15 protein-coding genes and 1 pseudogene are annotated in these 18,044 nt (G+C 67.3%); 10 read left to right on the plus strand and 6 right to left on the minus strand.

Features of this window, described 5'->3' with window-relative positions:
* Positions 1–646, plus strand: a 646-nt coding sequence (locus tag B4A72_RS01945) for an aldehyde dehydrogenase family protein (RefSeq protein ID WP_292978020.1), incomplete at its 5' end; no start/stop codon positions are given.
* Between the two features lie 98 nt (positions 647–744).
* Here the strand turns inward: B4A72_RS01945 and B4A72_RS01950 are convergent.
* From B4A72_RS01950 to tkt, 4 genes are all read right to left on the minus strand, one after another.
* Positions 745–1,764, minus strand: a complete 1,020-nt coding sequence (locus B4A72_RS01950) for an LLM class flavin-dependent oxidoreductase (protein WP_292952517.1) — start codon at positions 1,762–1,764, stop codon at positions 745–747.
* A gap of 114 nt (positions 1,765–1,878) precedes the next feature.
* Positions 1,879–2,751, minus strand: coding sequence for a lysophospholipid acyltransferase family protein (locus tag B4A72_RS01955; RefSeq protein ID WP_292952520.1), 873 nt, complete (start codon positions 2,749–2,751; stop codon positions 1,879–1,881).
* On the minus strand, positions 2,748–3,671 hold the full coding sequence (locus B4A72_RS01960) for a DMT family transporter (RefSeq protein WP_292952523.1): 924 nt from the start codon (positions 3,669–3,671) through the stop codon (positions 2,748–2,750). Before B4A72_RS01960 ends, B4A72_RS01955 begins: the two co-directional genes overlap by 4 nt.
* A gap of 88 nt (positions 3,672–3,759) precedes the next feature.
* Positions 3,760–5,784: a transketolase gene (gene tkt, locus B4A72_RS01965; RefSeq protein ID WP_292978021.1), complete on the minus strand. Its 2,025-nt coding sequence runs from the start codon at positions 5,782–5,784 to the stop codon at positions 3,760–3,762.
* A gap of 95 nt (positions 5,785–5,879) precedes the next feature.
* Here tkt and B4A72_RS01970 point away from each other — a divergent pair, with 95 nt between their 5' ends.
* Positions 5,880–6,068, plus strand: a complete 189-nt coding sequence (locus B4A72_RS01970) for a hypothetical protein (protein ID WP_292952529.1) — start codon at positions 5,880–5,882, stop codon at positions 6,066–6,068.
* Between the two features lie 88 nt (positions 6,069–6,156).
* Here the strand turns inward: B4A72_RS01970 and B4A72_RS01975 are convergent, their stop codons facing one another.
* A complete protein-coding gene (locus B4A72_RS01975) occupies positions 6,157–6,921 on the minus strand; it encodes a PAS domain-containing protein (protein WP_292952532.1) in 765 nt (254 codons plus the stop codon).
* Positions 6,922–7,128: 207 nt separating this feature from the next.
* Here B4A72_RS01975 and gmk point away from each other — a divergent pair, with 207 nt between their 5' ends.
* The 8 genes and pseudogenes from gmk to B4A72_RS02015 all read left to right on the plus strand — a co-directional run bounded on the left by gmk (position 7,129) and on the right by B4A72_RS02015 (position 16,457).
* A complete protein-coding gene (gene gmk, locus B4A72_RS01980) occupies positions 7,129–7,752 on the plus strand; it encodes a guanylate kinase (protein WP_292952535.1) in 624 nt (207 codons plus the stop codon).
* 5 nt (positions 7,753–7,757) lie between these two features.
* Entirely contained in the window at positions 7,758–8,279 is a 522-nt protein-coding gene (locus tag B4A72_RS01985; RefSeq protein WP_292952538.1) for a gamma carbonic anhydrase family protein, read from the plus strand.
* 7 nt (positions 8,280–8,286) lie between these two features.
* On the plus strand, positions 8,287–9,414 hold the full coding sequence (locus tag B4A72_RS01990; protein ID WP_292978022.1) for an ATP-binding protein: 1,128 nt from the start codon (positions 8,287–8,289) through the stop codon (positions 9,412–9,414).
* 184 nt (positions 9,415–9,598) lie between these two features.
* The gene (gene rpiA / locus B4A72_RS01995; RefSeq protein ID WP_292952544.1) at positions 9,599–10,354 is read left to right on the plus strand and encodes a ribose-5-phosphate isomerase RpiA; all 756 of its coding nucleotides are present in this window, start codon (positions 9,599–9,601) and stop codon (positions 10,352–10,354) included.
* Entirely contained in the window at positions 10,354–11,739 is a 1,386-nt protein-coding gene (gene gorA / locus B4A72_RS02000; protein ID WP_292952547.1) for a glutathione-disulfide reductase, read from the plus strand. Before rpiA ends, gorA begins: the two co-directional genes overlap by 1 nt.
* A gap of 127 nt (positions 11,740–11,866) precedes the next feature.
* Positions 11,867–13,123 carry an FtsH protease activity modulator HflK gene (gene hflK / locus B4A72_RS02005; RefSeq protein ID WP_292952550.1) on the plus strand — a complete coding sequence of 419 codons (1,257 nt, stop codon included), beginning with the start codon at positions 11,867–11,869 and terminating at the stop codon, positions 13,121–13,123.
* A 14-nt stretch (positions 13,124–13,137) separates the two neighbouring features.
* Positions 13,138–14,103: pseudogene (gene hflC, locus B4A72_RS02010) on the plus strand (protease modulator HflC); the annotation flags it as partial.
* A 764-nt stretch (positions 14,104–14,867) separates the two neighbouring features.
* Entirely contained in the window at positions 14,868–16,457 is a 1,590-nt protein-coding gene (locus tag B4A72_RS02015; RefSeq protein ID WP_414692133.1) for a Do family serine endopeptidase, read from the plus strand.
* Positions 16,458–16,565: 108 nt separating this feature from the next.
* Here B4A72_RS02015 and B4A72_RS02020 read toward each other — a convergent pair whose 3' ends face one another.
* Positions 16,566–17,894, minus strand: coding sequence for an HlyC/CorC family transporter (locus B4A72_RS02020; protein ID WP_292952553.1), 1,329 nt, complete (start codon positions 17,892–17,894; stop codon positions 16,566–16,568).
* Positions 17,895–18,044 lie beyond the last annotated feature (150 nt).

The raw sequence follows: 18,044 nt of genomic DNA on the forward strand, positions 1-18,044 counted from the left end.
TGCCATGCCGGTGGTCCTGAAGGCGATCACCCAGAATGCGGGACAGACCTGTTCGGCCGGGGCGCGGCTTCTGGTTCAGGACGGCATCGCCGAGGCGGTGACGGAACGCCTGCGTCGCGATTTTCCCGCCCTGACCGCAGCCCCGCAGGATGCGGATCGCGATCTCGGGCCGCTGATCTCGCCGAAACAGATGCAGCGGGTCCGCCGCTTTTGCGATCGCGCCGATGCCGATGGCATCCCGCTGATCGCCGAGGGCCGGATCGATCCGCAGGCCGCGCGGGACGGCAATTTCGTCGCCCCCCGCGCCTACGGCCCGGTTCCGCGCGATCACCCGCTGGCGCAGCAGGAGGTGTTTGGCCCGATCCTGTCGTTGATGACCTTTTCCGACGAAGCCGATGCAATCGCCCTTGCCAACGATACCGATTACGGCCTTGTCGCCGGGGTGTGGTCGCGCGATGGCAGCCGCGCCATCCGAGTCGCCCGGCAGATCATGGTCGGGCAGGTCTTCGTGAACGCCTATGGCGCGGGCGGCGGGATCGAGTTGCCGTTCGGCGGCATGAAGAAATCAGGCCATGGCCGCGAAAAGGGGTTCGATGCGCTCTACGAATTTGCCGCGACCCGGACCATGGTGATCCGCCACGACTAGGGGTCGGCGTCGGCACCACCGCCGGGTGCGCGGCTTGGACGCCGAATCCCGGCGCCCGCAGCGACAACCCGGCGCGCGCTGGCGCGCCGGGCACGTGATCACCGCCAGCCGAGGGCAGGGGCCACGTGTTTCAGAATCGCGTCGAGGACATGGACGTTGTATTCGACGCCCAGCATGTTCGGCACCGTCAGCAACAGCGTATCGGCCTCGGCGATGGCTTCGTCCTGGCGCAGCGCCTCGACCAGCCGATCCGGTTCATCCGCATAGGAGCGGCCGAAGACCGCGCGGAAATTGTCGATATTGCCGATCTGGTCGCTGTCCTTGCCGCCGCGTCCGAAATAGCGCCGGTCCATGTCGCTGACCAAGGCAAAGATCGAGCGGCTGACCGAAACGCGCGGGTCGCGCGCGTGTCCGGCCTCGATCCATGCCGCGCGATAGGCGCGGATCTGGCGGGCCTGCTGGACGTGGAACGGCTCGCCCCCTTCATCGACCTTCAGGGTCGAGCTTTGCAGGTTCATTCCCATCCGCGCGGCCCAGACCGCCGTCGCATCCGAGGCCGATCCCCACCAGATCCTGTCCCGCAACCCCTCGGAATGGGGTTCCAGGCGCAGCAGCCCGGGTGGATTGGGAAACATCGGGCGCGGATTGGGGCGCGCAAAGCCCTTGCCTTCCAGCTGTTGCAGGAAGACCTCGGTATGGCGGCGGGCCATGTCCTGGTCGGTTTCCCCCTCGGCGGGCTGATAGCCGAAATGCCGCCAGCCCTCGATCACCTGTTCGGGCGAGCCGCGGCTGATCCCCAGTTGCAGCCGCCCGCCCGCGATCAGATCCGCCGAGCCGGCATCCTCGACCATATAAAGCGGGTTTTCATAGCGCATGTCGATCACGCCGGTGCCGATCTCGATCGTCGATGTCCGCGCACCGATCGCAGCCAGCAGCGGAAAGGGCGAGGCCAGTTGCCGCGCATAATGGTGGACGCGAAAATAGGCCCCGTCGAGGCCCAGTTTTTCCGCCTCGACGGCCAGATCGATGGATTGCAGCAGGACATCGCTGGCCGAACGCACCTGCGAGCCGGGCTCGGGCGCCCAATGCCCGAAGGACAGGAAACCGATCTTTTTCATGGATAATCCTTTCTCGCGACCGTCATGCCGCGCGCTTCTGCCGGCAGATATGGTCGGCCTGCGCGGCAGGCAATGCCGGTTCGCGCACATCGGCTGTGCGCTGTCGCAGGGGCTTCATTTCCAGCGCCGGTGCACCCAGAACCATTGATCCATATGCCGGCGGACCAGCATTTCCAGATCGTCATTCAGGGCCTGCATCATCCGGTCCGGAGCGGCCTTTTCCAGCGGTTCGCCAACATGGACACGGAAGGACAGACCATCGGGCTGCCGGATACCGTGGACCGGCAGGATCAGCGCGTCATAGCGGATCGCCAACTCGGCCGGGGTCAGCACGGTCCTGGCCGGCAGGTCGAAGAAGCGCAGTTCCGGCGCGTGCCGGTCATGTTGGTCAAAGCCCAGGGCCAGCCAGCCGCCGCCCTTGAGAAAGCGCAGCATCGCGGCCAGCCCGCCACGCCCGCGCGGAAACAGCGGTTCGGCGATGGCGCTGATGGTGGGCACATAGTGACGGTTGAACGCATCGTTGTTCATCGGGCGATAAAGCGCGCCGACCGGCCAGCCGCGACCGGCGAGGGCGGCGCGCATGGCGTCGTAATTGCCGAAATGCGCGCAGGCGATGATGACCGGTCGCCCGGTCTCGAACGCCGTCTCCAGCGCCGGCAGGCCCGGACCCTCCAGCGGATCCGAGGCGCGTATCCGGGCAGTGAAGGCGTCGCCGGAATAGATCTCGGCCAGCGACCGGCCGGTGTTCTCCGGCACGGCCCGGACCAGGATTTCGACCGCCTCGTGATCCAGATCGGGCCTGGCCAGCGCCAGATTGTCGCGAATCCGCCGCCGCCAGCCCGCGACCGGGGCCAGAAGATGGGCGAACACCCAGCCCATCACCGGTATCCTGCGATCATAGGGCAGCAGCCGCGCCGCCGCCATCACCGCCAGAAAGGCGGCGTTCGCCAGGCGGTCGGTGAAGGATGTCCTGTCGTCGTCGCTCATCGGTCCTTCCGGGCGGCACCGGCCTCGCGCGACCAGACGTAGAGGCCCGCGCCGACGATAAGCGCAGCGCCCGCGACGGTCCAGCGATCCGGCAATTGTCCGAAGAACAGCCAGCCCCAGAATCCCGCCCAGACAAGACCGGTATAGCCGAACGGAGCCAGAACGCCGGCCTCGGCAACGGTGAAGGCACGCACCAGGAAATACTGGCTGGCGGTGCCGAACAGCGCCAGCGCCGCGAAGGCCGACAGATCGCCCGCCGCGACCGGAAGCCAGAAGAACGGCACCAGCGCCGAGGTCGCCACCGTGCCCAGAACCGCCGACCACAGCACCGAGGTCGCCACCGAATCCGCCCGGACGATCCTTGTCAGCAGCGCCCCCGCCGCATAGGTGAAGGCACCGGCCAGCGGCAGCAGGGCCGCGGGCTGGAACACGCCAAGGCCCGGCCGGATGATGATCAGCGCCCCGATCAGCGCCGCAGCGATGCCGGCGATCCGGCGCGGCCCGATCGCCTCGCCCAGAAACAGCGCCGCACCCAGCGTGATCAGGACCGGGTTCAGATCCATGATCGCCGTCGCCTCGGCCAGCCCGATGAATTGCAGCGCGGTGAAGAACAACCCGACCGAGGCAAGCTGCATCCCCGCGCGCGCCAGTTGCAGGCCCGGCTGGCGCGACCGCATCAAAACGAAGACCCGTCCGCGAAAGATCGCCAGAAAGATCAGAAGATTTCCCAGAAATCGTGCCCAGACGATCTGTGCCGGAGGATAGGTTCGGGTCAGATGCTTGGCGGTCGCGTCCATCAGCGTGAAACCGATGATCGCGGCCAGAAGAAAGACGATTCCCGCCGTCTGTGCGGGCCGCGGCTGGCGAGGGCCGTCACGTTCGCGCGCCATCAGCGCGAAGGCCCGCGCCAGGACTCGCATCAGCTGTGGGCGTCATGGGTATTTGAGCAACGAAGAAGCGGCGGCTTCTCTGTTGTCCAAATACCCTCGCCGAAGGCGAAATGTCGCCTCACAGCATCGCCTTCACCCTGGCCACGACATTGTCGGCGGTGATCCCGAATTCCTTGTAGAGCGCGGGTGCGGGCCCCGAGGCGCCAAAGCCCGTCATGCCGACGAAATCTGATTTCTCCTCGCGGCCACGTTCGCCCAGCAGCAGCCAGTCCCAGGGCTGGCGCACCGCGGCCTCGATCGCGACGCGCACGGTGCCGGCCGGCAGAACCTCTTCGCGATAGGCGGAGGGTTGATCGCGGAACAATTCCATCGAGGGAACCGAGACGACGCGGGCGGGTGTGCCCTCGGCCTCCAGCGTGTCGCGGGCGGTCGCCGCGATCTCGACCTCGGAGCCCGATGCCATCAGCACCACCGCGGGTTTCCCGCCCGAGGCCTCGCGCAGCACATAGGCCCCCCTGGCCGACAGGTTCTCGTCCTGATGGCTGGTGCGCAGGGCCTGAAGTCCCTGCCGCGACAGCGCCATGATCGTGGGGCGGGCGGTCTGCGTCAGGGCCAGTTCCCAGGCCTCCGCGGTCTCGACCTGATCGCAGGGTCGCAGGGTCAGGATGTTCGGCGTCGCGCGCGCGATGGCCAGATGTTCGACCGGCTGGTGGGTCGGCCCGTCCTCGCCCAGGCCGATGCTGTCATGGGTCATGACATAGATGACGGGCAGGCCCATCAGCGCCGACAGGCGGATCGCGCCGCGGGCGTAATCGGTGAAGGTCAGGAAGGTGCCGCCATAGGGGCGAAAGCCACCATGCAGCCAGATCCCGTTCATCGCCGCCGCCATGCCGTGCTCGCGGATGCCGTAGTGGATATAGCGGCCCATCCGGTCTTCGGGTCCGAAGATGCCCAGATCGGGGGTGCGGGTGTTGTTCGAGCCGGTCAGGTCGGCCGAGCCGCCGAAATTCTCGGGCATGTGCGGGTTCAGCACCTCGAGCACGTTCTCGCTGGCCTTGCGGGTGGCAATCTTGGGCTTGCTTTCGGCCGCCTGCGTCTTCAGCGCCACGATGGTCGGCACCAGGTGCGGATTGGCGCCGTTCCCGGTCCGGCGGCGGAATTCCTCGCGGTTGTCGGATGCGAGGGCTTCGACGCGGTCTTCCCAGGCCTTGCGCGCCTTGCCGCCCCGCGCGCCGATCTCGCGCCAGTCGGACAGGATGTCGTCGGGGATCTCGAAGGCCGGCGCGGTCCAGCCAAGGGCGCGGCGGACGGCCTCGATTTCCTCGGCGCCGAGGGGCGAGCCATGGGCCTTGGCGCTGTCGGACTTGTTGGGCGCGCCAAAGCCGATGATGGTCTTGCAATCGACCAGGACCGGTCGGCCGTCATCCGTGGCGGCCTTGGACAGGGCGCGTTCGATATCGGCGACATCGTGTCCATCGCAGGACAGCACGCGCCAGCCCGAAGCCTCGAACCGGGCACGTTGATCGGTTCTGTCGGACAGGCTGACCCGGCCGTCGATGGTGATGTCGTTGTTGTCCCACAGCACGACCAGCCGACCCAGCCTCTGCGCGCCGGCAAGCGCCACCGCCTCCTGGCTGATCCCTTCCATCAGGCAGCCGTCGCCGGCGATGACCCAGGTGCGGTGATCGCATAATTCGGCGCCGAATTCCGCGCGCATCGCCTCTTCGGCCATGGCCATGCCGACGGCGGTGGCCAGGCCCTGGCCCAGCGGGCCGGTCGTCGTCTCGATCCCGGTTGCGTGGCCGTATTCGGGATGACCCGCGGTGATCGAGCCCAGCTGGCGGAAATTGCGGATCTGATCCATCGTCATGTCGGCATAGCCGGTCAGGTGCAGCATCGCGTAGAGCAGCATCGAACCATGGCCGGCCGACAGCACGAAACGATCGCGGTCGAACCAGTGCGGATCCGAGGCGTCGAATGTCAGGTGCTTGCGAAACAGCACTGTCGCGACATCCGCCATGCCCATCGGCATTCCGGGGTGGCCGGAACTGGCGGCCTCGACCGCGTCCATCGCCAGGACGCGGATCGCGCTGGCCAGTTTCCAGTGCTGCGGGTCGGCTTCGCGGCGGGCTTCGATATCCATGGCTTTCCCTCCGGGGGCAAATGACTGTTCCCGTTCTGTTAGGGGCGATGCGGTCCTGTTGCAAGCCGTGCGGCGCAGGCCCGGGTCACCGGCTCATGAACGCGAAACCAGATGCGTGTTGCGGTGCGTTTGACGAGGGCAAGGAAATTGTCATCGTGTTTCTCGAATCCGGTCGCGATGGCCCGGCAATGCTTGCGTTTCGACAAGAACCGTTCGATCCGGTCGCGTCCTCGGCGGGCGTCGCGGTCGAGGACGGCAAGAGCGGCCTGGTCGTCGACCTTTAGAACTCTGTCAGTTCGTCGCAACGCTGGGACCGGCTGCTTTCCTCTTTCACAGAAAGAAAACCGCGTTCGTCATGGATGGGTGCGTGCACTAGTCGGTCACGACCCGAAAGCCGGCCCGCCGTTCCTCGGGTGTCGCTGTGCGGCCTGGATCGGGCAGGGGCGCGGCAGGGGCGCCCTTCGCATCGCCCCGCCGCCGTTTTGGCGTATCCATGCCATCAAAGCGCGATGGCGGCTCGGAAAAGCCCGAAGGCGATGGCGCGACGGTCGTGCCCCCCTCGATGATCGGCAGCACCCTGTCCGCGACCAGATCGAAACGGCGCGGCGCCACACCGGTCTCGCCATCCGAGATCAGGCACCCCAGGGCCCGGGTCACATCGCCGAGATCGGATCTCAGCGGCAGCAGCAGCATCCTCGCGTTCAGTTCGGGCCGGGCATATTCACCCCTGGAATGCAGCGTCAGTTCGGCGATCTGCGGCGCCTTGAAGACCGATTCCAGCACATCCGACAGGCGTCCCCGGGAACTGGATTGCAGGAAGGCGCAGATCGGCATCCCGCGCACCTCCATTCCCATCAGGTCGATCAGGTGGCGGCCGGCAAGGCGCATCCGCGCGGCCCCGGGCGCGATCCGTTCAAGAATGAAGGCGTAGTCCAGGGCGCGGCTGATCCCGCGCGGCTCGACATCGCTGCGTGCGGGGATGGCGCGGCCGCGCCGCAGGCCGTGCCAGTAATCGCGCATCTCGGCGATGATGTGTCCGGGCTGCACCCGGTCGTAATCGGCCAGCCGCAGCAACTGGGCCGAACCGGATGCCGGATCGGGCCCGTCACGATCGCTGTTGCCCTTTTCGTCTGCCAACGGAAAACCCTCACATGTCACCTTGCACAGGGACCGGAAAACAATCGGTCCCGCTGTGATCCTATGTCAATCGCAGCACGCTTGCCGAGTCGATTCCTAACGAATGGTTAAGACTTTCCGCGCCGCGACGGGGCCGGGACTTGACCACGAAGGCGGGCTGGTTCATCCCCGGCGGCGACACAGGGATGCCACCGGGAAAGGGTGCCGATGGATCGAACGGGTTTGCTGATCATCCTGTCCTCTCCCTCGGGCGCGGGCAAATCGACGTTGGCGCGACGGCTGATGGAATGGGATCCGGCCCTGCGCTTTTCGGTCTCGGCCACGACCCGTGCGCCCCGGCCCGGCGAGATCGATGGTCAGCATTATCATTTCATCACGCCACGGGATTTCCAAGCCCTGGTCAGCCGCGGGCAGATGCTGGAACATGCCGAGGTTTTCGGCAATTTCTACGGCTCGCCCCGCGCGCCGGTCGAGGCGGCGATGAACGAGGGCCGCGACACGCTGTTCGACGTGGACTGGCAGGGCGGCCAGCAGATCCGCGCCTCGGCCCTGGGCGGGCATGTCGTGTCGATCTTCGTGCTGCCGCCCTCGTTGCCGGAACTGGAACGGAGGTTGCGCGCGCGCGGTCAGGACAGCGAGGCGGTGATCGCCGGCCGCATGGCCAAGAGCCGGGCCGAGATCAGCCATTGGGCCGAATATGACTATGTTCTGGTCAATGACGATCTTGACCGGACCGAGGCACATCTGCGCGCGATCCTGACCGCCGAGCGTCTGCGCCGGGATCGGCAGGGCGGCCTTGGGGCCTTCGTGAAGCGGCTGATGGAGGGGTAGGGCGCATGATCTGGGAACTGGACGGAATCGCACCGCGACTGGACGGCGACGCCTGGGCCGCCCCCGACGCGCAGTTGATCGGGCGGGTGGTGCTGGAACCGGGTGCATCGGTCTGGTGGGGCGCGGTTCTGCGCGGCGACAACGAGGAAATCCGGCTGGGTCGCGGATCGAACCTTCAGGATCTCTGCGTCTGTCACACCGATCCGGGTCATCCGCTGGTCGTCGGGCCAAATTGCACCATCGGCCACCGCGCGATCCTGCATGGCTGCACCATCGGCGCGGGCGCGCTGGTCGGGATGGGCGCGACCATCCTGAACGGCGCGGTGATCGGGGCGGGGGCGCTGATCGGCGCGGGGGCGCTGATCGGCGAGGGAAAGCAGATCCCGGCGGGCGCGCTGGTCATGGGCGCGCCGGGCCGGGTGGTGCGGATGCTGGACGAGGCGGCGCAGGCGGACCTGCTGCGCTCTGCGGCCCGTTATCGCGCCAATGCGGCGCGCTTCCGCGCCGGTCTGCGGCGGCTGGACTGAAGCTGCGATGACGCGCGAGGCGTGCAGGCGCGTGGCCGGGATCATGGACGGCATTCCGCTGCCGGTGCTGATCGTCGATGCGCAGGCCCGCATGATCGGCGCCAATCCCGCCGCCGAAGCGCTGTTCGGCCCGAATCTGCTGGACCGTCCCTTCGTCACCGTCATCCGCCATCCGGCCGTGCTTCAGGCGCTGGACCGGGTGCTGGCACCGGACCGCCACCCCGCGCCGCCGCCCGATCCCGTGCTGCCGACCCCGCCCGAGGGAGGGGCGGTCCTGCGCGCCCAGATTGCCGCCGACCGCCGCGATGTCGCCGCCGAGATCACCGTTTCGCGACTTGCCCCCTCGCTGGGTGCGGGCGCCGTCGTCGCCATCCTCGACCGCTCGGCCGCCGAAGAGGGGGAACAACTGCGCCGCGATTTCGTCGCCAATGTCAGCCACGAGTTGAAAACGCCGCTGACCGCGATGACCGGGTTCATCGAGACCCTGCGCGGCCCGGCGCGCAACGACGACAAGGCGCGCGCGCGGTTTCTGGACATCATGGAACGCGAGGCGGGACGGATGAACCGGCTGGTCGGCGATCTGTTGTCGCTGAGCCGGGTCCAGGCCGAGGAGCGCCGCCGTCCGCAGACCCTGGTCGATCTGCCGCTGCTGCTGCGCGGGGTGCTGGCGACGATGGGCCCGGCCGCCGAGGCCCTGGATGTGCGGGTCGAGGCAACGGGACTCGACGGCAGCCAGCGGCTTGCGGGGGATGCCGATCAGCTTGTGCAGGTGTTTCAGAACCTGGTCGAGAATGCGCTGAAATATGGCGGCGAGGGGGGGTATCTCGGCCTGCATCTGCGCCGCATCCCGCACGAGCCGATGCTGCGCGGTCCCGGCTGGGCGGTCGCGATCGAGGATCGCGGCGAGGGGATCGACGAGATCCATCTTCCGCGCCTGACCGAGCGGTTCTATCGCGTCGATACCCACCGTTCGCGGGCGCAGGGGGGGACGGGCCTCGGCCTCGCCATCGTCAAGCATATCGTGAACCGTCATCGCGGCCGCTTCCGGATCGAAAGCACGAAAGGCCAGGGAAGCCGCTTCACCGTGATCCTGCCGGAGGCGGGCGCGGCGTCGGGCGGGTCCGCGGGGGATTGAGGTCGCGTCCCGCGCGTCCCGCGCGGCTTCAAGGCCCAGCGGCAGCGACCGGGCCGGGGCTGGGCCCCGGTCCGCCCCCTCGTCGGGCGCGCGGCATGCCCGAGCGGGGATCGAAGGCGCCTCTCGCCCTTGCGCCTGCCTTGGTCTATACAGCGCCGGAACAGCCTTCGAAGGAGATCCGCTCATGCCGCAAGAACCCGATCCGGCCAAGCTGGCCGCCGCCCGCGCCGCGGTGGCCCTGGTCGAGGACGGCATGAAGCTGGGTCTCGGCACCGGCTCGACCGCCAGCATCATGGTCGAATTGCTGGGCGCCCGCGTGCAGGCCGAGGGTCTGAAGCTGCGCTGTGCGGCGACTTCGAAGACGACCGCCGATCTGGCCCTGCGCAACGGCATAGGCATCGAAAGCCTCGATCAGCTCGGCTGGCTCGACATGACCATCGACGGTGCCGACGAGGTCGATCCCGATCTGCATCTCGTCAAGGGCGGCGGCGGCGCGCATCTGCGCGAAAAGGTGGTGGCCGCCGCCAGTGACCGCATGGTGGTGATCGCCGATCCCGGCAAGATCGTCGATCAGCTGGGCAAGTTCCCCCTGCCGGTCGAGGTGCTGCAATTCGGCTTCGAGACGACGCGCAAGCTGATCCGCCGGGCGCTGGACGATCTGGGCCTTGGCGGACACGACGTCATGCACCGGCTGCGGGGCAGCGATCCCTGGCTGACCGACGAGGGCAACTGGATCCTGGATCTGCATCTGGATGCGATCCCCGAGCCGGTCGCGCTGGCCCATGCGCTGTCGGCCATTCCGGGCGTGGTCGAACATGGATTGTTCCTCGGCATGTGCGATCTGGCCATCATTGGCAAGGCTGATGGCAGCGTCGTGGAACTGAACCGCGACGCGGGCATGGATGCCGATTTCCTGGCCGGCGAGGGAGAGCAGTTCTGATGGGTTTCGATTACGATCTCTTCGTCATCGGCGGCGGCTCGGGCGGGGTGCGCGCGGCGCGCATCGCGGCGGGTGAACATGGCGCCAGGGTCGGACTGGCCGAGGAAAGCCGCATGGGCGGCACCTGCGTCATTCGCGGCTGCGTGCCCAAGAAGCTGATGATCTTTGCCAGTCAGGCCGGCTTGATGGCCGAGGAAATGCGCGGCTATGGCTGGAGCGATGCCGAGTCCGGTCGCTTTGACTGGCAGATCTTCCGCGAGAAACTGGATGCGGAACTGGACCGGTTGGAGCGCGCCTATACCACCAACGCCGAAAAGGCCGGGGTGACGATCCACCACCAGCGCGCCCGGCTGGCCGGCCATCACGAGGTGGAACTGGCCGATGGCACGCGGCTGAGCGCCAAGCACATCCTGATCGCCGCCGGCGGCCGGCCCGTCTGGCCGGGCATCGCGGGTCAGGAACTGGGGATGATCTCGGACGACCTGTTCTTGATGGAAACCCTGCCGCAGCGCGCGCTGATCGTCGGTGGCGGCTTCATCGCCTGCGAGTTTGCGACCATCCTGAACGGGCTGGGCGTCGATGTCATCCAGACCTATCGCGGCGACGCGGTGCTGCGCGGCTTCGATCTGGAAGCGCGCGAGATGGCGACGCGGCAGCTTCAGGATATCGGGATCGATCTGCGGCTGGGCCTGACGCCGTCGCGGCTGGACGAACGGAACGGCCGGATCGCGGTGCATTTTGCCGATGGCAGCCACGAAATCGTGGACCGGGTGATCTTTGCGACCGGGCGCGCGCCGCACAGCCAGGATCTGGGCCTGGAACGGACCGAGGTGACGCTGCGGGCGAACGGTGCCGTCGCGGTGGACGAATGGTCGCAGACCTCGGTTCCCTCGATCTTCGCGGTGGGTGATGTCACCGACCGGGTCAACCTGACCCCGGTCGCCATCCGCGAGGGGCACAGTTTCGCCGACACGATCTTCGGCGATGGCCCGCGCAAGGTCGATCACGGCATCGTCGCCAGCGCCGTCTATCTGCGCCCGCATGAACTGGGCACGGTCGGGCTGACCGAGGAACAGGCCCGCGTGGCGGGATCGGTCGATGTCTATGCAACCACCTTCAGACCGATGCGGTCGATGTTCGCCGGTTCGGACGCGCGCACGATGATGAAGCTGCTGGTCGAACCCGAGACCGACCGCGTGCTGGGCTGCCAGATCTTCGGCCCCGAGGCGGGCGAGATGATCCAGCTGGCCGCGATCCCGATCACCCTGGGCGCGACCAAGGCGCAGTTCGATGCAACCATCGCCGTCCATCCGACCGCGGCCGAGGAACTGGTGACGATGCGGCATCCGGTCCGCCGGCACCGGATCGAAACGATGGCGGTCTGACGGATGGAGGCGCGGCCCCGTGCCGCAGGCGGCCGGGGAAACCGGCTGGCCGGCAAGGGTTGACCATCGGCCCCGGCCCCTTAAGTGTCAGTCAGGGAAATTCATCGACGAAAGGAAGATCGAGCGCATGGCAAGTCAGGGCCCGTGGGGCGGCGGCGGAAATGGCGGCGGGGATGACGAGGATCGCGGCAAGCGCCCGTCGGACCGCCCCTGGGGCAACGATCAGCCGCCGAAGGGTCCGCGCCGGCCCGGCGGCGGCGAACAGATGCCCGAGATCGAGGAACTGATGAAGAAGGGCCAGGAACGTCTGCGCGTGCTGATGGGCGGGCGTGGCGGCGGCGGCGGCCGTCCGAACGGTTCGGGTCGCGGGCCGTCGGGGCCGGGCTTCGGCTTCAACCGCTCGACGTTGGTGCTGGGCGGGCTGGTCGCGCTTGGCCTGTGGGCCTTTGCCAGTTTCTACCGGGTCCAGACCAACGAGAAAAGCGTCGAATTCCTGTTCGGCCGCGCCGTTGCGGTGGGCAGCGAGGGTCTGAACTTTGCGCCCTGGCCTTTCGTCACCGCAGAAGTCGTCCCCGTCACCAATGAACGCGTGACCGAGATCGGCACCGGCCGGTCCGGTCCGATGGACAGCGGGCTGATGCTGACCCGCGACCAGAATATCGTGGACATGGAATATCAGGTCGTCTGGAACATCTCGGATCCCGAGAAATTCCTGTTCAACCTTGCCGATCCGGCCGACACGATCCGGGCGGTCGCCGAATCGGCCATGCGCGACATCATCGCGCGGTCGGAACTGGCGCCGATCCTGAACCGCGATCGCGGCTCCATCGCCAATGACCTGAAGGATGCGGTGCAGCGCACGCTGGACGCCTATCAGTCGGGGATCAACGTGGTCCGCGTCAACCTCGACCGGGCCGACCCGCCGGGCGAGGTGATCGACGCCTTCCGCGAGGTGCAGGCCGCGCAGCAGGAACGCGACCGGCTGGAGAAAGAGGCCGACGCCTATGCCAACCGCGTCCTGGCCCAGGCCCGCGGTGATGCCGCCGCGACGCTGGAACAGGCCGAGGGCTATCGCGCCGAGGCTGTCAACAACGCCCAGGGCGAGGCCGCGCGTTTCAATTCGATCTACGAGGAATATATCAAGGCCCCCGAGGTCACCCGCCGCCGGATGTATCTGGAAACAATGGAAAATGTTCTGGGAAGTGTGGACAAGGTCATCATCGGCGAGGGGATCGGCGGCGGCGCGAACGGATCGGGCGTGGTGCCCTATCTGCCGCTGGATCAGCTGCGGCGGCCATCCGGATCCGGTTCGGGTTCGGGCAATGGCGCCAGCCAGACCGACAATACCAATCGCAGCAACATGACGACCGGAGGGAATAACTGATGGCCGCCCGCAGACTGACCATTTCCGCGCTGGCGATCCCCGCGCTGATCGTCGTGGGCGTCGTCGCCATGTCCTCGATCTTCATTGTCGACGAACGCGAGAAGGCGCTGGTGCTGCGCCTTGGCCGGGTCGTCGATGTGCAAGAGCAGCCCGGCCTTGGCGTCAAGGTGCCGTTCCTCGACAACGTCGCGAAATACGACGATCGTATCCTGGGCCTGCCCACCTCGCCGCTGGAGGTGACACCGCTGGACGATCGGCGGCTGGTCGTCGACGCCTTCGCTCGCTGGCGGATCACCGACCCGGTGCGCTTCCGGCAGGCCGTCGGCACCGGCGGCATCCAGACCGCCCTTGGCCGGCTGGAGCCGATCGTCAACACCGCCATCCGCGAGGTTCTGGGTTCGGTTCCCTCGACCAGCGTGCTGTCGGATGACCGGACCGGGCTGATGAACCAGATCCGCGACGAGGCGCGCAACAATTCGACCGGCCTTGGCGTCGAGATCATCGACGTGCGCCTGACCCGGACCGATCTGCCCGAACAGAACCTGACCGCGACCTATGCCCGGATGCGGGCGGAACGTCAGCGCGAGGCGGCGGACGAGATTGCCCGTGGTGGAGAGGCCGCGCAGCGCATCCGCGCGGCTGCCGACCGGACCGTGGTCGAGCTGACCTCCGAAGCCCAGAAGCGCGCCTCGATCGTTCGCGGCGAGGCGGATGCGGAACGCAACGCAATCTATGCCGACGCGTTCGGCCGCGATCCGGAATTCTTTGCCTTCACGCGCTCGATGACCTCCTATGAACGCGCGCTGAAGGGCCAGAACAGCAGCATGGTGATCCAGCCCGACGGCGAGTTCTTCAGCTATCTGCGCGACGATGGCGCAAGCCGGGCCAATCCCGCCCCGGTGGCCACGCCGCCCGGTTCCTCGGCGCAAAGCAATGCCGCGCGCGGTGCCGATGGCGCAGCGACGACTGAGGAAGAGGATCTGGTGACGCCGACCGTGACCGACCGCGAAGGCAAGCCCCTGGGCGAAAGCGCGGGCGTCAAGCTGACACCGGTTCCCGAAAGCCTGGCCACCCCGCCCGAAAGGCCGTCCGAGGTGGTCCGCCCCATGACCGGGGGCTCGGCGACCGCCGATCAGCCCGCTGGCCAGACAGCGGCGCCCGAAACGACCCCGGGGGCTGGTGACGCTTCCGCCGGCGGGGCCGGGCAATCGTCTCAACCGCAGACGCCGGCACCCGCCGCGGCACCCGCCGAACAGACGCCCGCCGCCGATCCGGCGCCCGAGGCTGGCGGCAGTTCCGATACAGCGCGGCCCCGGAACGGAACCGCGGGGGACACGACCGGCGGCAATTGAGGCCGGGTGGCGGCGACAGAGAAGGACGGGGCGGATGCCGTGCGGCATTCGCCCTTTTTTCGTTTCCGCTCGACGCCGGTCCCGGATCCCCCTTCGCGTTCCCGCCGCGCGTGCCGCGCGGCTTCGCGCCCAGCGGCAGCGACCGGACCGGGCAGCGCCCGGTCCGTTTCCTTCCCCGGCATGGCGCCACGGATTTCTGGTATCATCGGCAGAATCGGTGCAGGATTGCGCGGATGGAACGGGGACGCGGGATGTTGAAACAAATGTCACGATCAGTTCACTTTGCGAGAGCGTGGTTTATTTGCAACTCGGAGGCGGATCCCGTTTGTATTCAGTCGAGTTCCGGGACGGCCTCGCCCCGGCGCAGTGATTGAATCAAGAGGACATCCATAATGAAAACGCCTTCCCCCAAGCATCTTCTGACCGCCTCTGCCCTGGCGCTGACCATAGGCCTTGGCGTGGCCGGCGCGCAGCAGAGCAACTCCGACGTCTCGCCGCAAGTCAGCCAGCAGGCGCAGGAAGCGGCGAACAACAACAAGCCTCTGGACACGACGGTTTCGCCGCAGCAATCGTCGCAGATGATGCCCGGCGGCTTTGCCGATCTGGTCGAGAAGGTCGCCCCCGCCGTCGTCAACATCACCACGACCTCGGTCGTGACCCAGCCGGCCGGCGGGCCGACCTTTCCCGAAGGCAGCCCGTTTTCCGAACTTTTCCGCGATTTCGGCTTTCAGGGCCAGCCTGGCGAACCCGGCCAGCCCGGGCAGCACGGTCAGCCGCGCCGGCAGATGCCGCAGCGATCGAATTCACTGGGTTCGGGCTTCGTGATTTCCGCCGACGGCTTCATCGTGACCAACAACCACGTCATCGACGGCGCCGACGAGATCGAGATCGAGCTATATTCCGGCAAGACCTTGCCCGCCAAGGTGGTGGGGACCGATCCCAATACCGACCTGGCGCTGCTGAAGGTGAACAGCGACAGCGCGCTGCCCTTCGTGAAGTTCGGCGATTCCGACAAGGCCCGCGTGGGCGACTGGGTCATGGCCCTCGGCAACCCGCTGGGGCAGGGGTTCTCGGCCTCGACCGGGATCGTCTCGGCGCGGAATCGCGAATTGTCGGGCACCTATGACGATTTTCTCCAGACCGACGCGGCGATCAACCGGGGCAATTCCGGGGGTCCGCTGTTCAACATGGATGGCGAGGTCATTGGCGTGAACACCGCGATCCTGTCGCCCAACGGCGGCTCGATCGGGATCGGTTTCTCGATGGCTTCCAACGTGGTCAGCGAAGTCATTAACCAGCTTCAGGAATATGGCGAGACCCGTCGCGGCTGGCTGGGCGTCAAGATCCAGGACGTGACCCCAGACATGGCCGAGGCGCTTGGACTGAAGGCCGATCGCGGTGCGATGGTCACCGATGTGCCTGACGGGCCGGCCAAGGATGCCGGGATGAAGGCAGGCGACGTGATCACCAGCTTCGACGGTCAGCCGGTCGAGGATACGCGCGGCTTGGTCAAGCGCGTGGCCGAGGCGCCGTCGGGCCAGGCGGTCGAGGTCGTCGTCCAGCGCGGCGACGGCGAGAAGACCCTGTCGGTGACGCTGGGTCGGCGCGAGACCGCCGTGGGCGGCAACAACGCCGATGGCGGCGCGACGCCGGACCAGGGTGGCAATCAGGAAATGCTGGGAATGAGCCTGGTGCCCCTGACGCCCGAAATCGCATCCCAGCTTGGCGCCGATCCCAGCACCAAGGGTTTGCTGATCGAGGCACTCGATCCCGAAGGCGTTGCCGCCGACAAGGGACTGGCCGCCGGTGACGTCATCACCGAGGCCAGCCAGCAGCCGGTCGCCAGCATCGCCGATCTGAAGGCCCGGATCGATGACGCCCGCAAGGCCGGCCGGAAATCCGTGCTGGTGCTGATCCGCCGCGAGGGCGAGCCCCGTTTTGTCGCCCTGCCGATCGGAGACGCGAAAAGCGACAGCCAGTAAGGCGGCTGAAAGAATTGCAAGGGGGCGGTCGGGCGGGCCGCCCCTTTCGCGTTTCGGGCGGTGGCGCCGACAGACGGCCCGGAAACGGCGCCACGGGCAAGGCCCGGCCTACTCCTTGGTGGCCGCGCCGTTGGCCAGTGGGCGGATGCGCAGGCGGGTGATGCGGTTTTCGCGACGGGTGACGACCTCGAACCGGTAGCCGTGGAACGAAAAGACCTGGCCCTGTTCCGGAATCGATTGCGCCATGTGGATGACCAGACCCGCGACGGTATTGGCCTCGTCATCGGGCAGGTTCCAGTCCAGTTGGCGGTTCAGGTCGCGGATGGTCATGCCGCCATCCACCGTGTAATCGCCCTGCGCATTGGGCGTCAGGGTCTGGTCGGCCTCGGTGTCGTGTTCATCCGCGATCTCGCCCACGATTTCTTCCAGGATATCCTCCAGCGTGATCAGGCCGCGCAGGGTGCCATATTCGTCCACGACCAGCGCAAAATGCGTGCGGCGCTTCAGGAATTCGCGCATCTGTTCGTCCAGCGCCGTGGTGTCGGGGATGAAATAGGGCTGCATCGCCACCGCCATGACGTCGAAGTTCCGCGCCGCCGCCGCGTCCCCGGCCTCGCGCACGGCGCGGTTGACGGCGCGCAACAGATCCTTGGCATGGACCACGCCCACCACGTTCTCGCGTTCGGTCTTGTAGACCGGCAGCCGCGTGTGCGGGCTGGCCAGCACCCGGTCCAGGATTTCGCTGGGGGCCAGTTCGGCGTCGATCATCTGGATCTGCGAGCGGTGCAGCATGATCTCTTCGACGGTGCGGTTGCCCAGATCCAGCGCGCCCAGCAGCCGGTCGCGATCCTCTTTCTGAACTGCGCCCGCGGCGTGGCCGATGGACAGGGCGCCGGCGATTTCCTCTTGCACCGAAAACATGTGGGATCCGGGATCGGTCTTCAGCCCGAAAGCAGACAGGATGCCGCGCACGATCATGCGCACGATGGCCACGATGGGCGACAGGGCCCGCGTGACCCAGCGGATCGGCCGGGCGACCCGGCTGGCAAGCGTCTCGGGGCCGGAGATCGCGTAGGTCTTGGGCATCACCTCGGCGAAGATCAGCACCAGGACCGTCATCACCAGCGTGGCAATGGCGACGCCGCTGGATCCCAGAAGCCGCGTGAACATGGCCGTGGCGAGGCTGGCCGAGAGGATGTTGACGACATTGTTGCCCAGAAGGATCGCGCCGATCAGCTTTTCGCTGTCCTCGGTCACGTTCAGCGCGGCGATCGCGCCCGCATCGCCGCGATCGGCGCGCGAGCGAAGCTTGGACCGGCTGGCGGCCGTCAGCGCGGTCTCGGATCCCGAGAAGAAGGCGGACAGGGCCAGCAGGACCACGATGGCGGCGGCGGTCAGCCAGATGGCGGCGTCGAAACTAATCGGAGGGTCGTCCATGGTCCTGTCGGTCCTGGTTGGCGGGAAGGGATTCGTCCGGCGCCGGAACGCCGGCCAGCGGATGATGGTTCAGCACCAGATCGCGCATCCGCTCGTCCAGCACATGGGTATAGATTTCGGTGGTGCCCAGATCGGCATGGCCCAGAAGGG

Source organism: Paracoccus sp. UBA5162 (genome assembly GCF_002413585.1).
GTDB lineage: Bacteria > Pseudomonadota > Alphaproteobacteria > Rhodobacterales > Rhodobacteraceae > Paracoccus.